Genomic DNA, 16,972 nt, shown 5'->3' with positions numbered 1-16,972 from the left:
TACCTGGCATCATGGCAACCATTGAAACGGAGAGATGCCGGAGCGGCTGAACGGGACGGTCTCGAAAACCGTAGTAGGGGCAACTCTACCGGGGGTTCAAATCCCCCTCTCTCCGCCACTATTCAAGCACTTACAGCACAAGCATTCAACGATATAAATCACACTTGGTATGATATTGGTATACTCTCTTAGTATATCTTCGCTGTAGGTTACTCTAAACAAAGCAAAAAAAGAGAGCCGAAGCTCTCTTTTGGTGCGGGTTAATGCTCATCATTTTCGCGGGGGTGCATAGAAATGAAACATCCCACCGTCTTTTTTGTAGATACGCTTACCTTTAATGGTAATGTAAGGGGTGAATACTTCAACCATCCCTTCCGGAACAACCTCGTTCAGATTCTGCGTCATAATTTGAATCTCACTTTCTGCCTTTACAGGCCGAAGGTGAACGACTACACTCCGGATTACCACATCAAGAAGTACTCGTCACCTTCGGATACGGAGAGGGCATTATACTCCCCAGTATTCTTGGTTACGGCTATGAGGTTAATTCATCTGAATTAGCCTCAAAGTCGTTGAATTTTTTCAAGCATGAGCCTCGCAGTATCCAGACTTACGCCAAACCCAATGCTACAAGCCCTTGGTGTTTTGAGTAAATCTGTGCATGAGGGATCAACCAGTAGCCACCCAGCAAATTCATTTGCTTGCCATTCTACATCCTCTGTATAAGGGTGATTGGATGGTGCCTGAGAAAAGGCAAACTGAGGCACTGTATTAGCGTGTAAAAGTAAGTGTCCCAGTTCGTGAGCAACAGTAAAACGACTGCGTGGCTCACCCTTAAAAGCAGTATTGTACGTATCAGTTCGTAATTTAATAATTCGCTGAGACGGTATTGTTATAGCGTACTCATTGGGGAGTTCTTCATTTTCGACAATCTCTAATACAATGACCTCTGCATCGTGCAATTTCTCCAAAAAATGCAAAGGATCTAAATAAGGTGCTTTGTTTTGAAGAACACGTTGAATGAGAGATCTGGCCCCAAATGCCTTATTCATTATGCTCTCGCTAGTCAACGGAGCTACTTTGTTACCTAAGATTCTTTGTCGAGGCCGCATGCTATTCATCCTTTTTATTTCTTCAAAGTTATCTCATTCAGTTCATCAAGCCATTGTCGGGCTTGTTCCTCAGGTAATGCCTTATAACTTCTCGCAAAGCTTATAAAAAGCTCTCGCTGCAGATCGCCTGCATCTTCAAAGTCTTCTTTAAAGGATGGTTGTGACACATCGACCAACCTTGCAATTTCTTCTTCACCACTACAAAAAGCGGAGTAAAAAGTAATCAGGCGTTGCTTAACCTTCGGTGAAATACTCCTTTTGCCAAGTTCAATCGCTGAGAGCTGGGCAACGCTCATTTCCATCTCTTCAGCCATATCGTTGAGTCTCTGCCCACGATCTATACGCACTTTTCTTAGAAAACGGCCAAGTTGGGTAACATTCATCTCCTCTACTCCTTATGGTCCAATGCGGACTAGTAAGCATTGAACCATATCCAGAGAAATTTTCAACAATGTTTGTAGAAATTCTCTCTTTTTGGTGAATAAAAAATTCACACTTTTTTGTAATCGTTTGATATGGAGAAAGATAGATAGACTCACACGTTATTGCAAGACTAGAAAATTGAACGAAATTAGTGAGCTTTTGGTTGACAAACACGAAAGCCCTTATGTTTAAGGGCTATACTGGTTGTCAATATATTGAGAAAAAAATAAAAAAAACACAACATCTAGTGTTTTTCCTGCTTTTTAGGCAGCTTTTTGACATTGAGGCTTGGTGTTATTTTAACTTTTCTATCATACACCAGTACCTGACTTTCGGTTTTATGACCAGAAAAGAGCTGCTTGTCCCTACTTGAGCCTTCATAGTCGGAAATGCCTTTTGCTTTAAGATCATGAAAGGTACAGACCAGTTTTCGCCCAAGTTTTTTCCCGGCACGAAGTCGGGCATCTTCCCATAGATCAGAAAAACCGCTTTTGGAATACATTTCCTTTTTGGAACTACATATCAGATATTTTTGTCCACCCAATGTCTTGGCTAGTTCAACGGCTGCATGAAGGCGTTCTGTCCATGCTTTTATCTGTTTGGTTCCTGTCTTACCCTGCTGTATATAAATGCCCGCATCAGACAGTTGGTCTAATGTTAGAGTGCGAACGTCAGAAGATCGGGCAGCACAAAGATAAGCTATTTCCATTGCTGCTTTCATTGCAACAACGGCTTCGTCATAAATTGCCTGATACTCTTCGTCGGAAATATAAACCTCTCTGGCTTTCAGGGTGAATTTTCTTACCCCTTTGCATGGATTTCCCTTCACATAACCTCGCTCGAATCCCCATCCAAAAACTCGAGACATACCGCCAAGCTCCTGGTTTGCCTGGTTGATGCTGCGCTGACCCCGGCGATCCATGTAAATTCTGACCATTTCTATTTTAATGTCATCAGCTCTCATTTTACCGAAAACCGGAATCAGATTTTTATGGTATTGCCTGTAGTCATGCTGTGTGCGGGGAGCCAGTTCAAAAAATGAGGGGCTGGAAATAAATAACCCCCATAATTTTTCGAAAGTCATTACATCGTTGCGCTCGGCTTTCGCTTTTTCATAATTCTCCCACAACCTTGACATGCTCGTTTCGCGGATCTTGCCCAATGTAATACTCAGTTTTGTTCCCTTTGGTTTCCATACATAGCTATATTTATTTTTTGTCACCCGTGGAGGCAGGTGTCTATCTTTTGGATCTTTTCGTGGTCGGCCCATTGATTGCGTCGTAGTTAGGTTCTGCAGCGACATATTCATCAACCTTAGGTAATTCAGTTATTCCGGGCAAAAGATTGCGACGTAATACGATCGGGCGGTTCCGCCCATCGGTAGTGAACGGAATGCCATGGCAACGCAACTGCCGTTGCTGATGCGTATAGCGCGAGTAGCCAGTTATTTCTGTAATTTCCTGAGGCGACAGCGTTAATTCATGCATCGGTCATTTCTCTCAATGACCGGTCAGTAAAAGATAACTGACCGGGATGTTGATTTATGATTTTGGAAAATCAGTTTGCAGTCAGGCGCTGCCAGATAGCTGAAACGTATTTGACCTGGTGCCGGGCGTCGGCCAGTGCGTTATGCATGTCGCCGTCGAAAGGGATCTGATAGCGCGGGTTGATACCAACAACTTTGCCCAACTCGACAATGGTGCGCACGTCACGATCATTCCAGAACGGCACAGACAATTCCGCGCCAACCTGTTCATATGCGCGGCGCAAAATTACATTGTCGAATGAACTGCCATTGCCCCAGAGCTGCACATACTTGATGCCGTTGGCTGAATTCGTGTGAATAAATTCGTCGAGGTTATCGATGGCGTCCATCAGCGAAATAGCATCGCCGCCGGTTATCGCTGCGCGCGCCTCTGCTGACTGTTTCATCCACCAGATTATTGTGGCAGCGTCAGGTTTCGCTCCGAACTCCATTGCGGACTCGAGGCTGACAATCTGATAGAGCTCTGGACCTGTTTTACCTGTTCCCGGATCGAAAAACACTGCGCCGATGGCGATTATCGGTGCTTCCGGATTGCTGCCCATCGTTTCAAGGTCAACCATCAGATGCGTCATTAAGGTGAATGATTCGTCATTGTTAATTTGATGTCCGGTATCAATATTATTATCTACGGCAGTTGTCTGTGGACGAGCTGCAGCACCGCTTTCAGTTGACACATTTTCTGCTTCGCCCGGCGGTACCGCAGAATCAGTCTGGGTTTCATCACGGCCAGTTTCTTCCATCTGCACATCGTCGGCAGCCTCGCTCTGTAGTGTGGTTGTGCTGGTGGCGGATTGTTGGCCCATCAGGTTATCGATGGAGAAAATACCCGCGCCGAGATTGGCAACGTCCGATTTTGTTGCGGTCGTCGCCTCAGGTTTGCTAGCTGCTGCCAGTTTCCCTACAACAGCAAATCCTGTTTCCAGATTATCGAGGCTCTCAACCGGTTCGGTGCCCTGAATCACCGCAGCGACGACGGAGGCGCTATTAACCTGCCGGGCTGCGGCCAGGGTTTCAGCGGTTGGTGCATCGTGGTTGCTTTCAGCCAGACTTTTGTTGATGTATCGATTTAGAAGCGCCGGGAAGCGATGGACGTCTTCGGCGGCGCCGCGGATGAGTGCGAAGATTGCAGCACGTGAGAAATCAAGAATACCCGGTGTCTTGCGCAAAGCCGCAGACCACTCTTTAAATGGGCTTTCTTTGTTGCTGACGATTTCTTTTGCGCGACGGTGGATAGATGCCGGGAAATTGTAAATGTCGAAATCCATCGGTAGCGTCGCCAGGGCTATCTCAATGTCCAGCGTATCCAGCGTGTGGATGTAGTCTGGATTGCGGTCTGTTGGAATGCCACCGCCAGCAGTTGTTCCTGAATCAGTTCGCTGAATAGCGGCCACGCGTTTGCCAGCCTGCCACTCCTTAACCAGTAAGCCGCGGTCAATATGATGAGTTGCTGCCCATGCCTGCATGAACCGCAAAACCACGCCGAGTTCATGACGTGCCGAAGGGGCAAATACTTTTTTTACAGCGTCAGTGAGCTTCCAGATCTCTTGCCAGGAATATTTTTTTGCCTCCGCCACATTCTCGGCGGCCAGCATCAGGTTTTGAACATAATGGTTATCTACGTCAAGCATGAGATCGGAGATCATGATCCGCTGGTCAGCGGTGACGTGATGGGCAAACTCATCGCAAATGTACGCGGCAAGGAACTGCTGGCGGAATCCCAGTTGTGCCGCCGGATGTTCCATTGTATCGGTAACATCCTCATTCCGGGTTGCCGGTTCTTTGTTCGGGAATTTGCCGCTTTGCCAGTCTTCCACCAACTGATTGCGGGAATCCGATTCAGCAGAGATCCAGTTCGTCACAAATTCGACCAGAATTGCCGGGGCGTGCTCGGCATCCATAGGGAATACAGCTTTAATTGCCTGCACCAGTTTCCACTCAACGTGCAATGACAGGTCGGTTAATTCAGCAACGTCACTGATGGCCCGCATGAGATTCTGCATGTAGGAGTTGCCTTCATCCAGTGACAGCTCGGTGGCGGTAATCTGCTGCGCCTTCGTGATATGAGTCTGGTATTTATCGTTCAGCAGGTGAATGGCAATGCGAACAGCCAGCCCACGATTTTCCAGAGGAACACTTGCTTCGTCAGATGTAGTCGGGAGTTCTTCTTTCGCAACTGGTACTGATGAGGTCGTAACCTCGCTGGTGGTTATTTCCGGTTCCGGCGCTGGCCGGGAAATCAGCTTCCACGAACGTCCATCTTCGTTGAGTTCGTAGCGGTCGCACCAGGTATTGTCCAGCTTGCCTTCTTCCGGCAGGTCATCAACAACAGGCCAGTCTGTCCGAACCGGCTGCAAATAAGGCGCGCCGCGCCCGGTTTCGATTTCTGCATCTTCAAGAATATTGGCAATTTCGCGTTCAGCGCGGGAATCGGATTTTGCAGATAGCCAGCAAAAAAGGTGTTTAGCGTCAGTCGCTTTGGCTTTCGCTTTAATCAAAAACGCGTATGTCTGCATTGCGTTCGGGCTCCTAAAGGTTGTAAGATTCCCGGCAGCTAATGGTTAGCCGCCTGCGGTTGGTCATTGGTCAAAACTCGTTCCGGAAAGCTTTGGTCGGCTAACCGGGCACTAACCCGCTTCGGCGGGTTTTGTGCTTTATGGGGTACTGATCTTTGCGTCGGACAGTTGCGAGACGAGAACACTGTCGAGCGCAACCAGTACCGGGTCGAAAATGCTGCTGTGCGGAATTATGGTTACAGCGCGGATCACTTCGGCGACGCTGGTTTCGGACTCAGGTTTGCAAAGGTGGTAGCCGCCTCCCGGCCATTTTTGACCACGCACGATTTTGGCCTTCCCCAGCTTTGATACGATCTGTTCAACGTAAGACGGGGAAAGCTTCAGTTCGCTGCTGATGGTCGCAACAGTGACAGGTGCGCCGGTATAAAGCTTTCTCATTACAGCGACGACGCGTACTGAGGCAATGATACGTTTCATTCCAAATTCCATAACTTATCCCTTATCCGGCTCCCGGCCGTAACCGGGATTATCGTCGATAGCATCTTGCAAAATTTGCTTCGCTTCTGCTGGTGGTAGCGTCAATGCCAGCCTGATGGCGGTGCCGAAGGTCTCGGCGACGAGTTCGAATTTGCTGGCCAGGCGGTTCGCTACATCTGTCTGTTCCGATACTGCTTCCATTTCAAACTCATGTTCCTGATAAACCTCAGTGAGTACTTCATCCTCAACTTCCTGCCAAAGAGCTTCCTTCACTTCCAGCACCGGTAGTCTGCCGATGAGCTGCTCAGCGGGTGCGGTGCTGAAACGCAGCGCTAATTCGTTTGCTGACATATCTCCTCCTAAAAAGGCCCGCCGCGAGGCGGGCAAAGAAGATTTATCCAATTTAACCAGAACAGGTCATCGCCTCCTGTTTGGTTATGATGGCGGTATTGCCATCACGATGCCCCGTGCACTGGGCATCAGGCTGGCTACAGCCGTAAGTCATTGGTCAAAACTCGTTTAAAAATGAACTGCAGGCTGTTGGTCGGCAGCCAGAATACTTACCGGGTAGCATTCGCCTTTAACGCTTTGCTCCGCTGCGGCGGCATTACAGTCATCTTCGGTTTGATACACACCCAGCGGGGTATCAGAACACTCGCCAGTCAGCGCACAAACGGTGATGACTAAATAAAAAAACGTGCTCACGCCTTAATCTCCGGGTTGCCTTTCTGCGCCAGGAAATAGCAGAACTGGCGAATGCGAGCCACAGCCCAATTCAACTTCACGGCCTGAATGCCAACAGAAACGCGTGCGAAATCCTTCATTGTTCTTTCTCCCCTTGGATGAGGTTCATGTCGAGTGTGTGCCTGTATCGCTGGCGAGCGGAACGGGTAAAGCCTGCTGCGCGAAATTACTGAAAAATGAATATCAATGTCGCCATCTCATCCGGTGTTTCGTATGCCGCCGGCAGCTACTTCGTGGGCGTCCTGCCTGGATGACTGATTCTGTAAAATCAGGCTACAAATAAACATACCAATAGTCAACGCAAATCTGATAATAAATATACCAGTGCGTATTTTGCAATAACTGTACGGCTAAGGGGTGGGCATAAAAAAAGCCGCAATTATGCGGCTTTAATGTAGTTAAAGTGGGATTACGGAGGGTCAATTTTTCTTTTGCGTAAGAACTCAGCCATAAATGCATCAAGTTCTTCTAAACGAGTCTTTGCCAATGATATGAAGCGGTCCTGCTCTGATTCGGGTAGTTGATCAAAAACCTCTAACAGAGCCGCTTGTTTTGAATTAAGGACTGTCTTGCTGGCGGTGACTGAATTTAAATGCTCTTCTTCTTCATCAGTCATGAAGAACCAATACAGAGGCTTCCCAAGCGCTTGAGGCAAGAGGGCCAGCTTTTCTTTTCTTGGAAAACTCCCGGCGTTACACCAATGACTTACCGTTTGGGAGTTAACGTCAATACGCCGACCCAATTCAGATTGAGATATTTCAGCCTCTTCAATGGCCCTTATCAGCCGTTCTTCAAAGTTCATATTCATATCCAAATCAAACCAGTAACCAAGAATACAAAGTTTCTTTGTAGTTGTGGTTAGTTAAATTTCTTGACACTGATAAATTAATTATCAATCATGTGGTACGGAAATCAGGAGGAACCATGAAAGAAGCCACTCAACAGAAAATAATCTCTTTATGTGGAAGTCAGTCGGAACTAGCACGTCGTTTGGGTAAAAACTCTCAGACAGTATCTGTCTGGTTTCGCACTCAGGTAGCCAGCACAGAAGTCCTGAATGCTTGCCGTGTTCTGGACTGGCAAGTAACTCCACATGAGTTACGCCCCGATCTTTACCCAAACCCCACTGATGGCTTGCCGCAGCAGGAGACTGCCCATGCACACAATCAGCTTTGATCATCCTAATCAATGTCCGCCTTTGGCATTGAAATCGAAAAATCAGATTGAACCGCGGCGGCGGGACAACCTGAAACGGATGGCGATCAATACCGCCGTCAGCGAATGGGAAAAAACGTTGCCGGGTCAGGCTCAGGAACAGATAGCGCGGCTGGTGGCAGAAGAATGGAAACGTACTGGCGGCAAGGGGATCACAGTCAACAAGCTGAACTTGTTCCGCTATCTGCGTAACGAAAACGGATCCGAAAAATACAACCGCTATGTCATGCAACTGGCCCCGGCGATTTCATCCGTGATGCCAATCGAGATAGCACGCGCCTACGGTCTCCGTTCTGGCAAGACCGAAGCAGAACTGGTGGCTGCAGCAATCAAAGAATGCTCTGAGGCCCACCAGGCAAAGATGCTGGGCGCGCCTCTGCAGCGCCTTGAAAAAGAGATATGGGAGGCAGCCACATCGCTTTACGCGATGCTTCCGAAAGAGATATCAGAACCAGCGCTGGCATTGCTCAGCACTCTGGCGCCGCAGTGTTTTTGAAACGAGTTTTGACCAATGACCATCAGCATTTTGCTGATTAATACGAGGTTTTAGATGGCCCGCATCAGAACAGTGAAACCTGAATTCTGGACAGATGAAAAGGTGGTGGAATGCACGATCCCCGCCCGACTTCTGTTTATTGGGTTGTTCAACTTCGCCAATGACCTGGGATGCATGGAGCGTTCCCACAAGCGGATCAAAATGCAGGTGTTCCCGGCGGATTTAATCGACTGCGAACCCCTCATAGCTGAGTTAATCACTCATGGATTACTCACTGAGTACTCAGTGAACGGTCAGGAATATTTGCACATAAAGGGCTTCGCTAAGCATCAGAAAATCAACCGGCCGTCGGCAACAAAGATACCCGCTCCGGTACTACTCACTGAAAACAGTGGCGGCAGTGGTAATCAGTTCAGTGATGACTCAGTGAGTGCTCAAGGAGGTGTCACTGACGGAAAAGGAAAGGAAGGGAAGGGAAAAGGATCAAACCCCTCTCTTAGCGAGCGCGAAGAAGAATTTCAGGATCAGGAAGAACAACGGCAACAACATCCGCCGCCGACTCAAGCCCCCCGATATCTGGAAGGCGTAGATGAACCTATCGGCAAATTTCAGATGACGGATGCCTGGCTCCCGTCTCGTGATTTCCGGCGACGAGCAGCGATGTGGGGCATAGCTCTACCAGAACCGGATTACCTGCCAACCGAATTGGCGGAATTCACAACCTATTGGGGGGCTGAAATGAAGGTTTTCACGCAGGTTCAGTGGGAACAGAAGTTTGCCCGGCACATACCCGTAGCGCGGGCCAACAACCAAAAATCCGTAGCAGCGAGAGGTAACGAAAATGCGCCAGTTCACTCTGGAAGCGCTTCAAGAGCAGTACAGCAAGTCCGGGATGCTCGAGCCCGAAAAGAACGTGATGGTGGATCCTCGGGCGGAAGACACGGCATGGCGCCTGTGGGAAGTCATGGCGGAAATCTACTCGAACCGCTGGACGCAGAAGAACGGGGCCGAACCCTCGACTATGTGGATAGCTCAGATCGGTTCGATGACTGAGAGGCAAATCACCCTGGTATGCAATCAGTGCATGGAGCGCTGCGCCGCCGGGAACTCTTGGCCGCCAGACCTGGCAGAATTTGTTTCGCTGGTATCAGAGAGTGGCGCAAACCCATTCAGCCTGACATCAGAAATGGTGATGGCGGAATACAAGCGCTGGCGCAATGAGTCATACCGCTATTCCGGCAGCGATAAATATCCATGGCCTCAGCCTGTGCTCTACCACATCTGCATTGAAATGCGCCGCACAGGCGTGGACCGACGTATGACGGAAAACGAGCTGCAGCGGCTGGCTGAAAAATTACTGACCAAGTGGACGAAGCACGTTCAAAACGGTTTCTCGATTCCTCCGGTAGTGCGTCAACTGGCAGGGCCGAAAGCACCGGCTGGGCCAACCCCGGCACAGTTGCTGATGGAAGAGTACAAGCGCCGCAAAGCGGCAGGTTTAATCAACTAACGAGTTTTGACCAATGACCAAACAAAAACGAATTACTCAGGCTGACCGACTGGTTGTGTATGTCAGCCAGCACCCGGGTATTACCACCCCGGAACTATGCGACGTTTTCAACACTGACTCCGGTTCGACGGGGCAGCAACTGGCTGCGTTAGTACAGCGCGGTGTCATGACCCGGAGCCACAACGGCACCCACTGGGAATATACCGTTGTGCCCGGCAGCGATATCCCCGATATCGAGTTACCGGAGCTTGGTCAAAAAGCCGATCCGGAAGTTCTACGGGTGGCGCTTGAAGAGGCTGCTCTGATTGAATCACGGGGGCACTGGCTGCGTGCTGCTACGAAATACAGCGAGATTATGCGACTGGCAAAAAGCAGTCAGGAGATTCAGGACATTTCCCGATTGCGTAACCGCTGCATTCGCAATGCCCGCGCGCGGAGGGCAGAAGCATGCTGAAACCTGAGCAACGCGCCATCGTTGAATTTCTGGTACGGGAAAAATCCATTTCCACACGGCAGGTTCGCAGTCTGCTGGGCTGCGACATCAAAGAGGCCTACGACCGCCTGAAACGTCTGACGCTGGCGGGCATCGTGAAAAACGTTGGTAAACCTCACCACCCTGAATACCGGCTTACACATCGGTGGCGTTCGCGAGTGGCACCCGCTGCCTGTCCTCCAGCGCCGCAAACTGCAGCGCAGATTTGCCGCGAAAAATGGCAGGGTTATCAGGTTCACAAAATTTTCGGGAGCGCACAGAAATGACAATCGTTGCAAACAAACATGTAGCCCGTGTGGGGCACGAATTTGCAGCCGCAATGACGGCTGACACACCGATTATCGAGATCGCCAAAATGGTGTCTCACCTGGCTACTGCACTGGATAAACAAACCGAACTGACCGCGCAGTTGGCGATGGAAAACACCATTCTTCTTACTCCCGAAAACTGGTTAAAACATAGCGAGGAAGGTGCAGCGGCGTCCGCAATTGCAGAAGGTAACGGAGCTTCGGAGGACGAGGCGTTGTTGGCTGGAATGAAGTCAATCATAGCTTGCATGCAATCCCTCGCCACATCGGCAGCAATCGCAGCCCTGCGAGAAGAAGCACGAGCTGATGCATTCAGCTATGCAGCAGATTCGGTGCGCCACGAAATAATCTGCCTCAAAGAGCGTTCACCGACGTTGAAAGAAATGGCGTGCCTGGCAAATGAGTTCGACTCGATGGCCCGCCATCCCATACTATTACGACTGGAAACCACCACGCTTTGATCACGTCCAGCGTTATTAAAATGCGTGGCACGAATATCGGGCAGCCAACCGATACACCGTTGCAGACCGTAACGGCGGGTGGCCTGCACTTTGGTGAGGTGAGGACCATGCTGGCTGAAAACGAATATGACGAGCACCGGGCGGGGCAGGTGGCGGCATTCCTGCATGAGTACGGCATCAGCGAGTTTGTAACCATCAAAGACGTGGTATATCGCATCGTTGATATCGGTATGCGCATGCTCCAGCCGCGCGAGCTTTACCGGGCGCAGGGATTCCCGGAGTGGTACATCATCGACCGCGACTATCAAGGCGTGAAGTACGCAAAAGACAAGCAAGTTGCGAGGTGCGGCAACGCGGTACCGCCGCCGTTCGCGGAAGCACTGGTGAGGGCTAATCTGCCAGAGATGTGTTCAGCCAAAGAAATGGCCGCATAGTAAACCTTCATAAATTTAACCCGCTGCATGCGGGTTTTCTTTTTTATATTGTCAGCTACCGCATTAACAATTTGTACCTTCACTGTATTGATCATTCTAATTTATGAGTGTACTGTTTATTTATACAGTATGTACATAAACACAGTTATTGCTCATACAGGAGATCCGCCATGGCGAACGATAAGAAAAAAGTTATGAATGAGAAACCTGCCAACCAGGAAGAAAAAACAAAAGCCCTCCAGGCTGCGATGGGACAAATAGAGAAACAGTTTGGTAAGGGCTCAATTATGCGCCTTGGTGAAAACTCAAACCTGATAGTTGAAACGATGTCCAGCGGGTCGCTTAGTCTGGATATCGCGCTGGGTGGTGGGATCCCGGTAGGCAGGATTATTGAAGTGTACGGCCCCGAATCATCCGGTAAAACCACTGTCGCCCTTTCTGCTATTGCTGCGGCCCAAAAAACGGGTCGGCAGTGTGCTTTCATTGATGCGGAACATGCGCTTGATCCTCGCTATGCGCAAATGCTTGGGGTGGACATCGATAATCTGCTTATTTCGCAACCCGATACGGGTGAGCAGGCTCTGGAAATTACCGACGCTCTGGTGCGCTCTGGCGCCGTGGGCGTGATTGTCGTTGACTCTGTCGCTGCGCTGGTCCCAAAAGCTGAACTTGAGGGCGAAATTGGTGATCCACAAATGGGTATTCAAGCCCGCATGATGGGCCAGGCCATGCGTAAATTAGCTGGCGAAATCAGCAAAACGAAAACAGTGGTGATATTTATCAATCAGTTGAGAATGAAAATTGGCGTCATGTTTGGTAACCCGGAGACTACTACGGGAGGAAACGCGCTGAAATTCTATGCGACCGTTCGCCTGGATGTGCGGGCGACAAACATCAAGGAAGGCGAGCAGATTGTCGGTAAGGATACGACCGTTAAAATTGTAAAAAATAAAGTGGCGGCGCCGTTCAAAAAGGCCTCCTACCGTCTTCTGTTTGGTAAAGGAATATCCCGTACCGATGAAATTCTTGATCTGGGTGTCCAGTTAAAAATCATCCAAAAAATGGGCGCATGGTACGACTATAAAGGCGAAAAAATTGGGAATGGTCGCGGCAATGCGACTAAATGGCTTGAGGAAAACCCAGGTGTTTCCGGCGAGATAGAGTCACTAATCAGAGAAAATGCGCTGGTGGCGGGAGCTATCCCCTCAGATGTAACCCCTCCTGAAGAAGCAACAGAAGACGCAGAAAACGAATAACCCAATATGGTCGTGCGAAACAAGAAGAAGGAGGGGGCATGGATGACTTGCCTGATACCGGTTTTGCAGTGGTACGTTGTGCAGACAGGGCGATAATCGCTTATCTCGAGTCATTTCCTGACTGCCAGCGTGCCATGATGTATCGCAAAGGCGATATGGTTTCATTCATGCCGCTGATGGAAGATGAGGTTATTGGCACACCTTCAATGTTCACAATGATGCTGGAAAAGGCCGGTTATCGCGTTTGTCACGTATCTGATGCGGCATGTTAGCTGACCAGGTATCTCATAGTAGATAAGGTTGGCGGATTCATAAGTCAGAATATTGCGAAAAAGTAATCTCAACACTATTTCGTTGCTTTCAAGCATCCCCTGGTTAATATGCTCAAAACCATACTAATCAGGGGATGATAATGAAAAAAGTTCTGATGGCGTCCGCAATCATTTTTAGTGTCGTAGGATGTGCTGGGCAGGCGCCTTTAAAAAAACAAACGGCATCGGGGAAGCCCGAGGCTGTTTATAAAAATACGCAAAAATCACAAGTCAAAGATTGGATAACTGAGTTGTGTAGCTCTACTGGTTTTATGATCTCTGAGTCTACTGACAACACCATTACATGCGGGAAACAGCAGGAGGGCGGACAGGCAATCTTGTCACAAGCGCTTATTGGGAATGCTTATTCAACTACCCCGGTAAGTAAAACTCGATTCACCCTTGCTCAAATCAATAGCGATACGAAGGTATGGGCGGACATGTGGGTTGAAACGCAGATGGCATTCGGTCAAATGCAGCAAGTTCCCATCACTAATAACAATGTTAGAAATCAGGTACAAGATGCGTTGGACCAATTAGCGCTACGCTCCGCATCGCAAAAGTAACCACCAAGCCCTCCGGGACCTTAGTCTCGATAGATTTTCTCAGTCGGTCCGCAAAAAATGGCTGACTGGTGATGCATAAAGATAAATTAATGTCACGGCTGTTTTCGGCGGTTAACCAATAGCAACGATTATCTGTTAGTATCTTCCATGTCGGATTGAACCCCCGACACCTGCTGCGCCACGGAGAGACCCATGGCGCATACCACCTCAAAATCAGAACATCCACTGGCTGATACGCGTGAAGACGCAGTCGGCCTCTTGTTGTTGCAAAACCTCACTCCGCGACAGCAGGAAGTATATGACCTGCTGCTGTTCTATATCCGGCAGCACGGTTACCCGCCAACCATGAAAGAACTGGCCGGGCTTATTGGCGTCCGTTCTGTTAATGCAGTCGCTGAACACCTCAAGGCGCTTGAGCGAAAAGGGTTAATTAACCAGGTCCGGGGGGCTGCCCGCGGTATAACAATCGTCGGTAACAAGGAGCCTGTTCTTGCGGTGCAGTTGCTGAATGCGTTATTGAACCATGAACCCGGCGCCCGTGCACGCGCTGAGGAATTTGTCCGACTGTACGAGGGCGGGCAATGAAAAAAGGCTGGTTCACACATACTGACCTCACCGCCGAACAAGCCACGGAGCTGGTTGCCCGCTACACGGCAAAACACGTCGAAACCGAAAAAAGCCTTGCTCCTGACTATAAGAGCTGGATTGTCAGCGCGCGCCTGCCTGAGTCGGGCAAGCCACCGCGTCCAGATAAAACTTACCAGTGGAGGCACTGGGAGTGAGTATGCAAATTTATCCAATCGTGCCGATGGGCAAACCCCGTATGACTCGCGCCGACAAGTGGAAAAAGCGCCCTGAGGTTATGCGTTACCGGGCGTTCTGCGATGAGGTGCGACTGCGTGGTGTAGCCCTGCCTGAGTCTGGTGCGCATGTCACGTTTGTCCTGCCTATGCCAGCCAGTTGGAGCAAAAAGAAACGCCAGCAACATAACGGCCAGCCACACCAGGCTAAGCCTGACTGCGACAACATGCTGAAAGCCCTGATGGATGCGCTCTATGAGGATGATGCGCACATCTGGGATTGCCACATAACTAAAGTGTGGGGCGAGATCGGGCAAATCATAATCCGGGAGGCGGCATGCGCGTCCTGCTGAAACCGGATATCGCCCGGGATATGGGGGTTGTGCTTCTGCGTCCCGGTCGCGAGTTAATGCATATTTTCACTTCTGGTCGCGTGCTGGTGGAGCGTCAGCCAGAGAATATGGTTGACCTTCCTTCGGGTGCCGTACCGCCTGTCCGGCAGATGCTTATTGATGATCCGGCATTGTGCCCGTTCTTCACTCACCAGAAGGTTATTAATGCGGCTGGAGGTATTAATGGGCTCGAGTCCTGGTTACGGCGCCGCGGTAAAAAGTGCCAGTGGCCGCACTCAACTTATCACCACAAAGAGCTGGTTACTCATCGCCATGCCGGTGGCGCTGCACTGCTTTGCTGGCACTGCGATAACCAGTTGCGTGAAGCACCCAGTCAGGAACTGGATCAAATCGTTGCCAAAAATGCCGCCATCTGGATTTTGCGCGCCATTCGCCGTGAGCTGCGATTTGCCGACGACCACGAAGTAACTCTGCCAGAGCTGTGCTGGTGGGCCATTCTCCGGGGAGTTACTGAGGCCATACCGGAGGAAGTTTCCCGCCGGGTGCTTGGTTTGCCTGTTGAAACAATGTCGTCTGTTATGCGCGAATCCGATATTGTCCCGTCTCTGCCAGCCACCAGCATACTGGCGGAGAAAGTCAAAAAAGCGGCATTTCCTCAGCTACCAGCCATAAAACCCGTGGTTTCAGTCGCGGTTGATCCCGTGGCGCCGCAGACACTTTATGCGCGACCAAAACGCATCCGCTGGGAAAATCCAAAGTTCCTCGCCTGGGTGAAGACCCAACCGTGCATGTGCTGCGGCAACCCCGCCGATGATGCCCATCATATGATTGGCTGGGGGCAGGGTGGCATGGCGACCAAAGCTCACGACGCGTTCACCATTCCTCTCTGTAGAAAACACCATACCGAACTTCACAACAGCCCGGCGGCGTTCGAGCGCCAGTACGGCACACAACCTGAACTCATTATCAAATTGCTGGACCGCGCCTTTGCGCTCGGCGTTCTGGCGTAAAGGAGCAAACATGACACCACGTCAACGTCGTCAGCATTTAGCCGGTATGGGTATTGTCGCAACTGCACCGCGCAAAACTTACCTTGGGAAATTCACTCCTTTGACATCTGTTCAGTCAGCCTGGGTAAAGTCTTTACTTACGGTCTGGGGCGAATGCGTAAGGGGAAATACTGGCCCTAAAAAACCTCGCGGGCACTCCTGCTGGAATGGGATGAGAGGGAGGAACTGGTCAGATAAAGCTCTGGAGCGTTTTACTGCTGCGTTGAACCAGGCGCGCAGCGAAGGTTTCAGGGGACAACTTGCAATGAATCGTGCGCATGAAATTCTCTGGCCCCGGCCGTCAGTAAGTGTAATTGATGAGGCAATTCGTAAGGATGACACTGATTTTGTAGAGCAGAGCGTTTTGCGGGCGATGGATTTAAATGATCCGGTCTATCTGGTGGGTCTCCAGTACTACACCACGCGAAAAAAAATCTCAGACATTACCCGGGAATTACAGGTTATTGCACCGTGGCTTACAGCTGATGAGGCCAGAAAACGCGTCCGCTGGTGCCTTGAAATATTCAGGGCAAAGGTATTCCTGTCGGCCCGAAAACTTCTGGTAGAGAACGCATGAAAGTTATTTTTTGTTATTTGCATTGAAAACGGGCCAGAAAAATGTTTTATTTAGGCATGCTTGGCAGAGCTGCGCCACGATGGCAGCGACGAGAAGCGACAATCTGACATAATCGAAAAGCCCGCACTGCGGGTTTTTTGTTTTCCGGCGATACGACAGGGGTATTCGCGGGGTGCATTGCACCAGTACCCCTGTCATATCGTCGAAAAGCAAAACATATCAAGCCTCGCAATTTGCGGGGCTTTTCGTATTCAGGCCTCACTGGCGGCGGCTCATTACCCAACCGTCAGGCGCTTGCGCAGAGGCCGCCCTCTTTGGTCGCTGGCCC

The 16,972-nt window shown here is 50.0% G+C and carries 26 protein-coding genes, 1 tRNA gene and 1 pseudogene; 17 read left to right on the top strand and 11 right to left on the bottom strand.

Annotation, left to right across the window (positions count from 1 at the left end):
- The first annotated feature begins 28 nt into the window (after positions 1 to 28).
- Positions 29 to 118: transfer RNA gene (locus AAIG39_RS05260), tRNA-Ser, on the top strand.
- 152 nt (positions 119 to 270) lie between these two features.
- Here AAIG39_RS05260 and AAIG39_RS05255 read toward each other — a convergent pair.
- The 11 genes from AAIG39_RS05255 to AAIG39_RS05205 all read right to left on the bottom strand — a co-directional run bounded on the left by AAIG39_RS05255 (position 271) and on the right by AAIG39_RS05205 (position 7,617).
- The gene (locus AAIG39_RS05255; protein ID WP_343193337.1) at positions 271 to 405 is read right to left on the bottom strand and encodes a hypothetical protein; all 135 of its coding nucleotides are present in this window, start codon (positions 403 to 405) and stop codon (positions 271 to 273) included.
- Between the two features lie 158 nt (positions 406 to 563).
- Positions 564 to 1,052, bottom strand: coding sequence for an ImmA/IrrE family metallo-endopeptidase (locus AAIG39_RS05250; protein ID WP_343193336.1), 489 nt, complete (start codon positions 1,050 to 1,052; stop codon positions 564 to 566).
- 74 nt (positions 1,053 to 1,126) lie between these two features.
- Entirely contained in the window at positions 1,127 to 1,495 is a 369-nt protein-coding gene (locus AAIG39_RS05245; RefSeq protein WP_343193335.1) for a helix-turn-helix domain-containing protein, read from the bottom strand.
- Between the two features lie 284 nt (positions 1,496 to 1,779).
- Positions 1,780 to 2,805: a tyrosine-type recombinase/integrase gene (locus AAIG39_RS05240; RefSeq protein WP_343193457.1), complete on the bottom strand. Its 1,026-nt coding sequence runs from the start codon at positions 2,803 to 2,805 to the stop codon at positions 1,780 to 1,782.
- The gene (locus AAIG39_RS05235; protein ID WP_071845857.1) at positions 2,774 to 3,022 is read right to left on the bottom strand and encodes a DUF4224 domain-containing protein; all 249 of its coding nucleotides are present in this window, start codon (positions 3,020 to 3,022) and stop codon (positions 2,774 to 2,776) included. Before AAIG39_RS05235 ends, AAIG39_RS05240 begins: the two co-directional genes overlap by 32 nt.
- A 70-nt stretch (positions 3,023 to 3,092) precedes the next feature.
- Positions 3,093 to 5,594: a 3'-5' exonuclease gene (locus tag AAIG39_RS05230; protein ID WP_343193334.1), complete on the bottom strand. Its 2,502-nt coding sequence runs from the start codon at positions 5,592 to 5,594 to the stop codon at positions 3,093 to 3,095.
- A 138-nt stretch (positions 5,595 to 5,732) separates the two neighbouring features.
- The gene (locus AAIG39_RS05225) at positions 5,733 to 6,071 is read right to left on the bottom strand and encodes an RrF2 family transcriptional regulator (RefSeq protein ID WP_343193332.1); all 339 of its coding nucleotides are present in this window, start codon (positions 6,069 to 6,071) and stop codon (positions 5,733 to 5,735) included.
- A gap of 15 nt (positions 6,072 to 6,086) precedes the next feature.
- Entirely contained in the window at positions 6,087 to 6,422 is a 336-nt protein-coding gene (locus tag AAIG39_RS05220) for a hypothetical protein (RefSeq protein ID WP_343193331.1), read from the bottom strand.
- A 168-nt stretch (positions 6,423 to 6,590) separates the two neighbouring features.
- Complete coding sequence (locus AAIG39_RS05215) at positions 6,591 to 6,776, bottom strand: DUF1482 family protein (protein ID WP_249569368.1); 186 nt, start codon at positions 6,774 to 6,776, stop codon at positions 6,591 to 6,593.
- Positions 6,773 to 6,895: a hypothetical protein gene (locus tag AAIG39_RS05210; protein ID WP_261802770.1), complete on the bottom strand. Its 123-nt coding sequence runs from the start codon at positions 6,893 to 6,895 to the stop codon at positions 6,773 to 6,775. The genes AAIG39_RS05215 and AAIG39_RS05210 overlap by 4 nt, the downstream gene beginning before the upstream one ends.
- Positions 6,896 to 7,224: 329 nt before the next feature.
- Positions 7,225 to 7,617 (bottom strand): helix-turn-helix domain-containing protein, encoded by a 393-nt coding sequence (locus tag AAIG39_RS05205; protein WP_047373231.1) that lies wholly within the window; start codon positions 7,615 to 7,617, stop codon positions 7,225 to 7,227.
- Between the two features lie 122 nt (positions 7,618 to 7,739).
- Between AAIG39_RS05205 and AAIG39_RS05200 the strand changes: the two genes are divergently transcribed.
- The 16 genes and pseudogenes from AAIG39_RS05200 (at position 7,740) to AAIG39_RS05125 (ending at position 16,644) form a co-directional block, all read left to right on the top strand.
- On the top strand, positions 7,740 to 7,991 hold the full coding sequence (locus AAIG39_RS05200) for a YdaS family helix-turn-helix protein (protein WP_071845858.1): 252 nt from the start codon (positions 7,740 to 7,742) through the stop codon (positions 7,989 to 7,991).
- Positions 7,972 to 8,526 carry a toxin YdaT family protein gene (locus tag AAIG39_RS05195; protein WP_047369727.1) on the top strand — a complete coding sequence of 185 codons (555 nt, stop codon included), beginning with the start codon at positions 7,972 to 7,974 and terminating at the stop codon, positions 8,524 to 8,526. Before AAIG39_RS05200 ends, AAIG39_RS05195 begins: the two co-directional genes overlap by 20 nt.
- Before the next feature lie 54 nt (positions 8,527 to 8,580).
- Positions 8,581 to 9,579: a DnaT-like ssDNA-binding domain-containing protein gene (locus tag AAIG39_RS05190; RefSeq protein WP_343193330.1), complete on the top strand. Its 999-nt coding sequence runs from the start codon at positions 8,581 to 8,583 to the stop codon at positions 9,577 to 9,579.
- On the top strand, positions 9,491 to 10,036 hold the full coding sequence (locus tag AAIG39_RS05185; RefSeq protein ID WP_139153694.1) for a replication protein P: 546 nt from the start codon (positions 9,491 to 9,493) through the stop codon (positions 10,034 to 10,036). Before AAIG39_RS05190 ends, AAIG39_RS05185 begins: the two co-directional genes overlap by 89 nt.
- 13 nt (positions 10,037 to 10,049) lie before the next feature.
- Positions 10,050 to 10,490, top strand: a complete 441-nt coding sequence (locus AAIG39_RS05180; protein WP_343193329.1) for a hypothetical protein — start codon at positions 10,050 to 10,052, stop codon at positions 10,488 to 10,490.
- Entirely contained in the window at positions 10,484 to 10,795 is a 312-nt protein-coding gene (locus AAIG39_RS05175) for a hypothetical protein (RefSeq protein WP_047369731.1), read from the top strand. Before AAIG39_RS05180 ends, AAIG39_RS05175 begins: the two co-directional genes overlap by 7 nt.
- A complete protein-coding gene (locus tag AAIG39_RS05170) occupies positions 10,792 to 11,298 on the top strand; it encodes a hypothetical protein (RefSeq protein ID WP_343193328.1) in 507 nt (168 codons plus the stop codon). Before AAIG39_RS05175 ends, AAIG39_RS05170 begins: the two co-directional genes overlap by 4 nt.
- Positions 11,259 to 11,732, top strand: a pseudogene (locus AAIG39_RS05165) (DNA cytosine methyltransferase); the annotation flags it as partial. The gene AAIG39_RS05170 and the pseudogene AAIG39_RS05165, both read left to right, overlap by 40 nt.
- 194 nt (positions 11,733 to 11,926) lie before the next feature.
- Positions 11,927 to 12,988, top strand: a complete 1,062-nt coding sequence (gene recA, locus AAIG39_RS05160) for a recombinase RecA (RefSeq protein WP_047373233.1) — start codon at positions 11,927 to 11,929, stop codon at positions 12,986 to 12,988.
- 38 nt (positions 12,989 to 13,026) lie between these two features.
- The gene (locus tag AAIG39_RS05155; protein ID WP_047369733.1) at positions 13,027 to 13,260 is read left to right on the top strand and encodes a hypothetical protein; all 234 of its coding nucleotides are present in this window, start codon (positions 13,027 to 13,029) and stop codon (positions 13,258 to 13,260) included.
- 140 nt (positions 13,261 to 13,400) lie between these two features.
- Positions 13,401 to 13,865 carry a hypothetical protein gene (locus AAIG39_RS05150; RefSeq protein ID WP_223883579.1) on the top strand — a complete coding sequence of 155 codons (465 nt, stop codon included), beginning with the start codon at positions 13,401 to 13,403 and terminating at the stop codon, positions 13,863 to 13,865.
- A gap of 192 nt (positions 13,866 to 14,057) precedes the next feature.
- Positions 14,058 to 14,450: a LexA family protein gene (locus AAIG39_RS05145; RefSeq protein ID WP_052958817.1), complete on the top strand. Its 393-nt coding sequence runs from the start codon at positions 14,058 to 14,060 to the stop codon at positions 14,448 to 14,450.
- On the top strand, positions 14,447 to 14,647 hold the full coding sequence (locus tag AAIG39_RS05140; protein WP_047369735.1) for a hypothetical protein: 201 nt from the start codon (positions 14,447 to 14,449) through the stop codon (positions 14,645 to 14,647). Before AAIG39_RS05145 ends, AAIG39_RS05140 begins: the two co-directional genes overlap by 4 nt.
- A gap of 2 nt (positions 14,648 to 14,649) precedes the next feature.
- A complete protein-coding gene (locus AAIG39_RS05135; RefSeq protein ID WP_047369736.1) occupies positions 14,650 to 15,018 on the top strand; it encodes a RusA family crossover junction endodeoxyribonuclease in 369 nt (122 codons plus the stop codon).
- Positions 15,003 to 16,028, top strand: a complete 1,026-nt coding sequence (locus AAIG39_RS05130; RefSeq protein WP_047369737.1) for a DUF968 domain-containing protein — start codon at positions 15,003 to 15,005, stop codon at positions 16,026 to 16,028. Before AAIG39_RS05135 ends, AAIG39_RS05130 begins: the two co-directional genes overlap by 16 nt.
- A gap of 10 nt (positions 16,029 to 16,038) precedes the next feature.
- On the top strand, positions 16,039 to 16,644 hold the full coding sequence (locus AAIG39_RS05125) for a hypothetical protein (protein WP_047369738.1): 606 nt from the start codon (positions 16,039 to 16,041) through the stop codon (positions 16,642 to 16,644).
- Positions 16,645 to 16,972: the final 328 nt, after the last annotated feature.

This window comes from Phytobacter palmae (genome assembly GCF_039409775.1).
GTDB lineage: Bacteria > Pseudomonadota > Gammaproteobacteria > Enterobacterales > Enterobacteriaceae > Phytobacter > Phytobacter palmae.
The sequence above is the reverse complement of the archived record's forward strand: the minus strand, read 5'-3'. Positions and strand labels throughout refer to the sequence as shown.